General features: G+C 68.5%; 8 protein-coding genes and 1 pseudogene. 3 read left to right on the top strand and 6 right to left on the bottom strand.

Features of this window, described 5'->3' with window-relative positions:
* Positions 1-66 precede the first annotated feature (66 nt).
* Together T428_RS34350 and T428_RS0110150 are read right to left on the bottom strand one after the other, a co-directional pair.
* Positions 67-1008 (bottom strand): annotated as a pseudogene (locus T428_RS34350) (condensation domain-containing protein); the annotation flags it as partial.
* Between the two features lie 506 nt (positions 1009-1514).
* The gene (locus T428_RS0110150) at positions 1515-2237 is read right to left on the bottom strand and encodes an Rv3717 family N-acetylmuramoyl-L-alanine amidase (protein ID WP_025736399.1); all 723 of its coding nucleotides are present in this window, start codon (positions 2235-2237) and stop codon (positions 1515-1517) included.
* A gap of 137 nt (positions 2238-2374) precedes the next feature.
* Here T428_RS0110150 and T428_RS0110145 point away from each other — a divergent pair, with 137 nt between their 5' ends.
* On the top strand, positions 2375-2725 hold the full coding sequence (locus tag T428_RS0110145) for a YbaB/EbfC family nucleoid-associated protein (RefSeq protein ID WP_025736398.1): 351 nt from the start codon (positions 2375-2377) through the stop codon (positions 2723-2725).
* Positions 2726-2734: 9 nt separating this feature from the next.
* A complete protein-coding gene (recR, locus tag T428_RS0110140; RefSeq protein WP_025736397.1) occupies positions 2735-3346 on the top strand; it encodes a recombination mediator RecR in 612 nt (203 codons plus the stop codon).
* 6 nt (positions 3347-3352) lie between these two features.
* Here the strand turns inward: recR and T428_RS0110135 are convergent, their stop codons facing one another.
* The 3 genes from T428_RS0110135 to T428_RS0110125 are packed head-to-tail and all read right to left on the bottom strand — an operon-like array spanning position 3353 to position 5692.
* On the bottom strand, positions 3353-3760 hold the full coding sequence (locus tag T428_RS0110135; protein WP_025736396.1) for a hypothetical protein: 408 nt from the start codon (positions 3758-3760) through the stop codon (positions 3353-3355).
* 2 nt (positions 3761-3762) lie between these two features.
* Positions 3763-4458 carry a type 1 glutamine amidotransferase gene (locus tag T428_RS0110130; RefSeq protein ID WP_156942922.1) on the bottom strand — a complete coding sequence of 232 codons (696 nt, stop codon included), beginning with the start codon at positions 4456-4458 and terminating at the stop codon, positions 3763-3765.
* A 4-nt stretch (positions 4459-4462) separates the two neighbouring features.
* The gene (locus T428_RS0110125) at positions 4463-5692 is read right to left on the bottom strand and encodes a Mur ligase family protein (protein WP_025736394.1); all 1230 of its coding nucleotides are present in this window, start codon (positions 5690-5692) and stop codon (positions 4463-4465) included.
* Between the two features lie 81 nt (positions 5693-5773).
* Here T428_RS0110125 and T428_RS0110120 point away from each other — a divergent pair, with 81 nt between their 5' ends.
* Complete coding sequence (locus T428_RS0110120; protein WP_025736393.1) at positions 5774-6766, top strand: DEDDh family exonuclease; 993 nt, start codon at positions 5774-5776, stop codon at positions 6764-6766.
* Between the two features lies 1 nt (position 6767).
* On the opposite strand, the gene leuA is transcribed toward T428_RS0110120, so the two are convergent.
* The gene (gene leuA / locus T428_RS0110115) at positions 6768-8645 is read right to left on the bottom strand and encodes a 2-isopropylmalate synthase (RefSeq protein WP_425412019.1); all 1878 of its coding nucleotides are present in this window, start codon (positions 8643-8645) and stop codon (positions 6768-6770) included.
* Positions 8646-8705: the final 60 nt, after the last annotated feature.

Below are 8705 nucleotides of genomic sequence, written 5' to 3'. Positions count from 1 at the left end.
CCCTTCGTCGCCCAACTCGTGCACCGGAAATCGCTTATGCCGCAGCGCCTCTCTGGTCTTCTTGGCGACGTGCTTGCAGAAGTCGGCGACTGACCACCCCGGCGGGGTCTTGAGTACCAGGGGCACCACCCTGGCGACCATCCCGGGCAGCGCCTTCGACTCCGGCTGGACCCGTCTGCCGACCGGGAAGTCGAGCACGACCTCCGAGCCACCGGCGCATCCCCGTACCAGCAGGGCGCAGGCGCACGCGGCGGTGATGATCGAGGAGCGGCGCACGCCCAGCGCTTTGGACAGCTGCTTGATTCGGCTGACCACGGACGGGTCCAACTGCACCGGCGTGGTCGGCTGATTCGGATCCGGCCGCGAGGTGGCCTGCGGCAATCGGTAATCCGGACCGTTTTCCGACGGCAGGTTGGCGTTCCAGTAAGCCTGGTCTTGCAGATAATCCGCTGACGCCTCGTACTCCAGCTCGCTGCGAACGAGGTCCTGCAGTGAGCCGAAGAACGCGGGAGAGCTGGGGGGTGCCCGCAACAATTGCGGTGTAGATAGCCGCAATTCGGCGGCCGACGAGAGCGATGCCCAATCCGTCGAGAATTATGTGATGAGGGCGAACCAGTAATATTCGTCGGGTTTCGTTCGGAATAAAGCGAATTTGAGTAACCGGCCGTCGAGCGGCATTGGTGTGCGTTGGATCGACGCCGCAATCTCGCGGGCTTGTCCCACGGGGTCCGGCGCGGCGGTCAGGTCATGATAGTCGAGGTCGAAATCCGGGTAGTCCATTACCTTTTGGAAAACCTGACCGTCCGCTTCGAAGAACGCGGCGCGGTACGGCTCGGCTTCTTGCAGCGCTTTGCTGATTGCCTGCTTAAGCAAATCGGGCTGGACCGTGCCTGCGATTCTGACGAATAGGCCGAGCTGCCAGTCGGTGCCGGAGCGTCCCGATTCCTGTGCGAGCCAAATATCTAATTGCCGGCGCGTTAGCGGAAGGGCACGGGCGTCAAGTTCCATCCGATCGCCCCTACCCAAAAGGCTTACCCAATAGCGGCCTTATCCGGTTTCGGTTCCCGCAGATTCTATGGCCGTATGTCGGTGCAATAGCGTGCGACTCAGTCGAAAACCACCGCGTCGGGCGGTTTGTGGTGAACCGCTTACCCCCAGGCGGCGACATCCGCGACGGCCCACCCCGGGCCGTCTTGCTGGTCGTCGTTGACCGGTACGAAGCCGTCGCCGACGGTTTGTTACTCACCGATTCTCCCCACACGTCTAATCGACATGAGTGGAATAAACCTTAGTGGACCAAAACCGGCTCCAACAGGGGTTTCGGCAAAGTCCCTGATGTTAGCTAGGTGTTAGCCGGAATTTTTCACACGGCCTCATCCGCGCTACGAAATCGCCAGGGCTGCAAGCGATCTGGTTACTCGGCCAACCCCAGCTCAGCGGCCCGCGCATCGCAAGCCCACGCTACCGCCCGGCACGCAGCGCCGCCACCTGAAAACGCCCGTAGCCAGCGGCGTTCAGCGGGCCTGACCCTGGGTGGCCAGGAAGCCCGCCACGCCGCGGACGAGTGCGTCGGCGTACTTCTGCCGCCCCTCGGGGGACTCCATCAACGCCGAGTCGATGGGGTTCTTCATGTTGCCGCACTCGACCAGGACCGCGGGATATTGCGCCAGGTTGAGGCCGGTCAGGTCCGAGCGTCCGTACAGCCCGCCCTGGCCGATGTAGGTGGCCGGCGGGATACCCGCGGCCTGCATCTGGTCGCGCATGATCCGCGCGTACTGCACCGACGGGCCGGCCTGCACCTGGTTGAGCGGCGGGGCCGAGTAATTGACGTGGAATCCCCGCCCGGATGGCGGTCCGCCGTCGGCGTGGATGCTCAGGATCGCGTTGGGCCGCAACGAGTTGGCGACGTTGGCGCGCTCATCGATACACGGTCCCAGTGCGTTGTCGTTGCCGCGGGACAAGGCGGTCCTGACACCCAGCGCCGTCAGCGCGGCCCGAACCCGCAACGCGGTGTCCCAGGTGAACGTGTGTTCCATGTAGCCGCTGTTGGTCGCGGTGCCGCTGGTCTGGCAGTCCTTGGTACCGCCACGACCGGTGGTGACCTGCCGGCCGATGGACGCGTCGTTGGCGCCGTTGTGGCCGGGATCGATGAAAACCACCATGCCGGCGATGTTGGATGGGGTCGCTGTCGCCGTCGGGACGACGAGGGTCGACGCGGCGATCAGCATGCTGATCATCGTCTTGATTCCGACACGCCTGCTCACTGGTTGGTCCACGGCGCAAAGGTAACGCCGCGCGGTCTACGCTGGGTGTTTCGAATCGCCCGACATCCACAGGCGAAACCAACTCGAGACCAAGATGCGAAGGGATTGTCATGCAACCCGGAGGCGACATGTCGGCGCTGCTCGCTCAGGCGCAGCAGATGCAGCAAAAGCTAATGGAAGCTCAGCAACAGCTCGCGAACGCCGAGATCCGCGGTCAGGCAGGCGGCGGCTTGGTCGAGGCAATCGTCAAAGGCAGCGGCGAGGTCGTCGCGGTCAAGATCGACCCGTCGGTCGTCGACCCCTCCGACGTCGAGACGCTGCAGGACCTGATCGTCGGCGCCATGGTGGACGCCTCCAAGCAAGTCACCAAGATGGCACAGGAGCAGCTGGGGTCGCTGACCGCCGGCTTGACCGCCCCGCCGGCGCCGCCGACTCCTCCCAGCCAGATGCCGGGGCTCTGACCTAGCCAGATGTTCGAGGGACCGGTCCAGGATCTGATCGACGAGCTCGGCAAGCTGCCGGGTATCGGGCCAAAGAGCGCGCAGCGCATCGCCTTTCACTTGCTGTCGGTCGAACCGCCGGACATCGACCGGCTCACCGCCGTGCTGGCGAAGGTCCGCGACGGCGTCCGGTTCTGCGCGGTGTGCGGCAACGTGTCCGACGACGAGCGCTGCCGGATCTGCGGCGATCCGCGTCGGGACGGCTCGCAGGTGTGCGTCGTGGAGGAACCCAAGGACGTCCAGGCCGTCGAGCGCACCCGCGAATTCCGGGGCCGCTACCACGTGCTGGGCGGTGCGCTGGATCCGCTGTCCGGCGTGGGCCCCGATCAGCTGCGGATTCGCGAGCTGCTCAGCCGCATCGGCGAGCGGGTCGACGGGGTGGACATCACCGAGGTGATCATCGCGACCGACCCCAACACCGAGGGCGAGGCCACGGCGACCTATCTGGTCCGGGTGCTGCGCGACATTCCCGGCCTGACCGTCACCCGAATCGCGTCCGGGTTGCCGATGGGCGGCGACTTGGAGTTCGCCGACGAGCTGACCCTGGGCCGCGCGCTCACCGGCCGCCGGTCCATGGTCTGAGGTTCCTCAGGCCTTGCTCAATTGGAATTGCCTGGTAAACGTCCTGCCCGGCTCTCCCATACACGCGTCCGGCGTCGTCGTCTGACCCTCTCCGGCAAGCGACACGGCGTCGATGCTGTAGTCGACGGTCACCGGCGCCGTCGCGCCGTTCGGGCAGGGCGCCTGGGCCGTTCCGCGATGCGTCCACCGGCCATTGGCCAGGTGGAATTCCCAGCTGATGACGAACGTCCCGCCATCCTGCGAGGTCGCCCGGGTGCAGTCCGATCCGCACGGGACGAAGAGCCAGGCGGTCGGTTTGTCGGTGTTCGCGTACAACACGTTGTACCGGCCGTTCAGCACGTCCGGGTCGGCGTGCGCGGGTGTCGACAGCGCGACGAGCAGTGCCGCGACACCGGCCGTCGTCCGGGCCCGCACGGTTAGCGCGCCGCCAGTCGTTCGCGGCGCAGCACGTCCACCTCGGGCAATTCCAGCGGCGCCAGTTCGCCGGCCACCTTGCTCAGCAGCAGGTCGGCCAGCTCCGGGTTGCGGGCCAGGCACGGCCCGTGCATGTAGGTCGCGACGACGCTGCCCTGGACCACGCCGTCGAAGCCGTCGCCGAGCCGGTTGCCGGCGCCCTTAACGACCGCGCCCAGCGGGGCGGCGTCCGGGCCCAGCACGGTGCCGCCGCGATGGTTTTCGAAACCGGTGAGCCGTTGGGTCAGCCCGGCCAGCAGCGGCTTGCTCACCACCTCGCCGATCGTGCGCGCCGGCTGCGGAGAGGTCGTCACGTCCAGCATGCCCACGCCGTCGACCCGCTCCCCCGACGACGTCTCGTACCAGTGCCCGAGGACCTGGACGGCCGCGCAGATCGACAGCACCGGCGCACCGCGCGCCGCGGCGCGCTGCAGGCCCGGATACCGCAGCAGGTGCCGGGTGGCCAGCCGCTGCGCGTAGTCCTCGGCACCGCCCAGGGTGTACAGGTCCAGCGATTCGGGCACCGGGTCGTCCAGTGTGACCTCGACGATCTCGGCGGCGATGCCCCGCAGCCGCAGCCGTTGCCGCAGCACCAGCGCGTTGCCGCCGTCGCCGTAGGTGCCCATCACGTCGGGCAGCACCAGCCCGATGCGCACCACCGAATCAGCCATGACGGGCCAGCCTGCGCTGCAGCTGCAGGAACGCGGTGTAGTTGGCGACGACCTCGACCCGGCCGGGCGGGCAGGACGCGATGGCCGCCAGGGTGTCGTGCACCAGGGTGTGCTCGACGCCCGCGTACCCCAGCCGTACCGCCAGGTCGGTGCCGCGTTCCCCGGCGGCGACGACCGACGTGCTCTCGAAGTGCTCGAAGCGCACGTCCCACAGCCAGGACAGGTCCTCGCCGTCGGGCACCTGGCCGTTGACCGAGATGACCACCCCGGCCGCGTGCTTGTCGACCATCGACAGCGCCTCCTGCCAGCCGGCCGGATTCTTGGCCAGCAGAATGCGCGCCTCGTGCGAACCGATGCGTACGGTCCGGTAGCGGCCGGCGACCTCGTCCACCCCCGACACCGCCGCGACGGCCGCCGCGGGGTCGGCGCCCAGCGCCACGGCGGCCGCGACGGCCTGGGCCGCATTGCCCCGGTTCACCGCGCCCGGCAGGGCCAGCCGCATCGGCAGGGCCAGCCCGTCGGGCCCGTACAACGTCTCGTCGTCGAACCACCACCGTGGGCTGGGCCGCTTGAAGTCGGCGCCGGTGGAATACCAGTGGCCCTTCTCGCGGACGATCACCTCGCCGCTGCGCGGGCAGCTGACCGAATCGTTCGCCCACGACCCGCCGGCGGCCACCCACACCACCTTGGGGCTGTCGTAGGCCGCCGAGGTCATCAGCACGTCGTCGCAGTTGGCGACGACGACGGCGTTCGGGTGCCGGACCAGGCCCGCGCGCAGCGTGCGTTCGATCACGTTGATCTCGCCGACCCGATCCAGCTGATCGCGCGACAGGTTGAGCAGCACGACGACGCTGGGCTCGACGGCATCGGAAACGTGTGGCACGTGCATCTCGTCGACTTCCAGGGCCGCCAGCCCCGCGCCGCGGTCGGCGGCCAGCGCGGCGACCAGGCCGGCGTCCATGTTGGCGCCCTCGGCGTTGGTGGCGACCGGACCCAGCGTGCCGAGCGCGGCGGCGGTCATCCGGGTGGTCGTGGACTTGCCGTTGGTGCCGGTGACGACGACGGTGCGCCGTCCGGCGCCGAGCTGGCGCAGGATCGAGCGGTCCAGGGTCATCGCGACCAGCCCGCCGATCATCGCGCCGGCGCCGCGCCCGGTCATCCGGGACGCCCAGCGCGCGCTCGCTCCGGCGGCGAGGGCCAGGCGTGCGCGGGTGGTGACCACCCGCGCAGTTTATAGTGTTTTGGCGCGACACGAATTCACAGCGACCGGGTGATGTCGGTTCGACGTGGGATTCTGTCGTTCATGAACCCGATCTCGTGGGGCCGTCCGGCGAGCGAGCCGGACGCGGGTTGGGCCGTCGTCGACGTCGAGACCTCGGGTTTCCGGCCGGGTCAGGCCCGGGTCATCAGCCTCGCGGTGCTCGGGCTCGACGCCGACGGGCGCGTCGAGCAATCGGTCGTCAGCCTGCTCAACCCCGGCGTGGACCCCGGCCCCACCCACGTGCACAGGCTGACCGCCGCGATGCTCGAGGACCAGCCGCAGTTCGGCGACATCGTTGGCGACGTGGTCGAGGTGCTGCGGGGGCGGACGCTGGTGGCCCACAACGTCGCGTTCGACTACGCGTTCCTGGCCGCGGAGGCCGAACTCGCCGGCGTCGCGCTTCCCGTCGACAGCGTGATGTGCACGGTCGAGCTGGCCCGACGGCTCGACCTCGGCGTCGACAACCTGCGGCTGGAGACCGTCGCCGCGCACTGGGGCGTGACGCAGGCGCGGCCGCACGACGCCTTCGACGATGCCCTGGTGCTGACCGGCGTGCTCGCGCCCGCGCTCGAACGTGCCCGCGAGCGCGACATCTGGCTGCCGGTGCGTCCGGTCACCCGGCGCCGCTGGCCCAACGGCCGGGTGACCCACGACGAGCTGCGCCCGCTGAAGGCGCTGGCCTCCCGGATGCCGTGCCCCTACCTCAACCCCGGGCCGTATGTCAGCGGCAGGCCGCTGGTGCAGGGCATGCGGGTGGCGCTGGCCGCCGAGGTGCGGCGCACGCACGAGGAGCTCGTCGAGCGGATCCTGCACGCCGGGCTGGCCTACACCGACGTCGTCGACCGCGAGACCTCGCTGGTGGTGTGCAACGCCGACACCCCGGTGCAGGGCAAGGGCTACCAGGCCCAGCAGCTGGGAGTGCCGGTGCTGTCCGACGCGCAGTTCATGGTCGGCGTGGGCACCGTGATCGGCGGCACCAGCATGGAGGAATTCGTCGACGCCACCCGCGCCGACGAACAGCTCGCACTGTTTTAGCTCAGCCGCGCGATGCCCGGTTGACCGCCGACACCACCGCACGCAGCGACGCGGTGGTGATCGACGGGGCGATGCCCACACCCCACACCGTGCGGCGCTCGCCGCTTGCGTGCCGACCCGCTTCGCCCGGCTGCGCCGCACTCGCGATCGACACGGCTACCGACGCCTCGACGTACGCCGCGGCCTGCGCGTCGTCGCCGGAGCTCATCGCATGCTCGGAGTAGTCCAGGACGGCGACGTCGAACCCGACATCGCCCAGCGCGTGGACGAACGCGGCGAGCGGACCGTTGCCGGCGCCGCTGATCTCGGTCTCGACGCCGTTGATCTTGACGGTCGCGGCGATCCGGGTGGTGCCGCCGTCTTCCTCCGAGGCGTCGACGCGCTGCCGGATCCGTTCCAGCGGCCGGATCGGCGCCAGGTACTCCTCGGAGAACGCGTCCCACATCTCCTTCGGCGACACCTCGCCGCCCTCGCCGTCCGCGATCTTCTGGATCACCTGCGAGAACTCGATCTGCAGCCGCCGCGGCAGGGCCAGGCCGTGGTCGGCCTTCATGATGTAGGCCACCCCGCCCTTGCCGGACTGGGAGTTGACCCGGATCACCGCCTCGTAGGTGCGCCCGACATCGCGGGGGTCGATCGGCAGATACGGCACCTGCCAGAGCATGTCCTCGACATCGGTGTCCGCGGCGTCGGCGTCGGCCTTCATCTGATCTAGGCCCTTGTTGATGGCGTCCTGGTGGCTGCCCGAGAACGCGGTGTAGACCAGGTCGCCGCCGTACGGGTGCCGCTCGTGCACCGGCAGCTGGTTGCAGTACTCCACGGTGCGGCGGATCTCGTCGATGTTGGAGAAGTCGATTTGCGGATCCACACCCCGGGAGAACAGGTTCAGCCCCAGCGTCACCAGGCACACGTTTCCGGTACGCTCCCCGTTGCCGAACAGGCAGCCCTCGATGCGGTCCGCGCCCGCCGCATACCCCAATTCGGCTGCGGCGACGGCGGTTCCGCGATCGTTGTGCGGATGCAGGCTCAGGATCACCGACTCCCGGTTGGCGAGGTTGCGGCTCATCCACTCGATCGAGTCGGCGTAGACGTTCGGGGTCGCCATCTCCACGGTGGCCGGCAGATTGAAGATGATTGGGTTGTCCGGTGTCGGGGCGATGATTTCGCCGACGGCGTCGCACACCTGCTTGGCGTACTCCAATTCCGTTCCGGTGTAAGACTCCGGCGAATACTCGAAGCGCCATTGGGTGTCCGGGTATTTGGCCGCCTCTTCGACGCACTTGCGGGCACCGTCCGTCGCGATGGTCTGCACCGCGGCCCGGTCGGCGCGAAATACCACGCGGCGCTGCAGGATTGACGTCGAGTTGTAGAAGTGCACGATCGCCCGGTGCGCGCCTCGGCACGCCTCGAAGGTGTGCTCGATCAGCTCCGGGCGGCACTGCGTCAGCACCTGGATCGTGACGTCGTCGGGAATGGCGCCGTCGGTGATGATCTCGCGCACGAAGTCGTAATCGGTCTGGCTGGCCGACGGGAATCCGACTTCAATCTCCTTGTAGCCCATGCCAACCAGCAGGTCGAACATGCGGCGCTTGCGGGCCGGGCTCATCGGGTCGATCAACGCCTGGTTGCCGTCACGCAGGTCGACCGCGCACCACAGCGGGGCATGACTGGTGACGCGGTCCGGCCAGGTGCGGTCGTCGAGCCGGATGGGCTCGACTTCGTCGGCGAAGGACCGGTATCGATTGACGGGCATCGACGAGCCGCGCTGCGGATTCCACGCGGGCTGATCGGGTCGGGGCGGGTCCGCGGGCTTTCGCACGGCGCGGGTCGAGCTGTATGCGTCCGGGTTGGCGGGCTGCGACAAGTTGGTCACGGTCATTGCTCCGGGGATGTCAGAAGGGACTTCAGACCGGCGCATCGCGAACACCCGCGACGGGAA

Origin of the sequence: Mycobacterium genavense ATCC 51234 (genome assembly GCF_000526915.1) — a bacterium.
GTDB lineage: Bacteria > Actinomycetota > Actinomycetes > Mycobacteriales > Mycobacteriaceae > Mycobacterium > Mycobacterium genavense.
This window is presented reverse-complemented; position numbering and strand designations above follow the sequence as displayed.